Annotated in this window: 1 rRNA gene; it reads right to left on the reverse strand. The window is 52.5% G+C overall.

Annotated elements, in window-relative coordinates:
* Positions 1-345, reverse strand: a 23S ribosomal RNA gene (locus K5I40_RS23800); the annotation flags it as partial.

Consider the following 345-nt stretch of genomic DNA (forward strand, 5'->3'; position numbering starts at 1 on the left):
ATTAACGTTGGACAGGAACCCTTGGTCTTCCGGCGAGCGGGCTTTTCACCCGCTTTATCGTTACTTATGTCAGCATTCGCACTTCTGATACCTCCAGCAAACCTCACAGTTCACCTTCAACGGCTTACAGAACGCTCCCCTACCCAACAACACATAGTGTCGCTGCCGCAGCTTCGGTGCATGGTTTAGCCCCGTTACATCTTCCGCGCAGGCCGACTCGACCAGTGAGCTATTACGCTTTCTTTAAATGATGGCTGCTTCTAAGCCAACATCCTGGCTGTCTGTGCCTTCCCACATCGTTTCCCACTTAACCATGACTTTGGGACCTTAGCTGGCGGTCTGGGT

This window comes from Leclercia sp. LTM14 (genome assembly GCF_023736175.1).
GTDB classification, from domain to species: domain Bacteria; phylum Pseudomonadota; class Gammaproteobacteria; order Enterobacterales; family Enterobacteriaceae; genus Enterobacter; species Enterobacter barmai.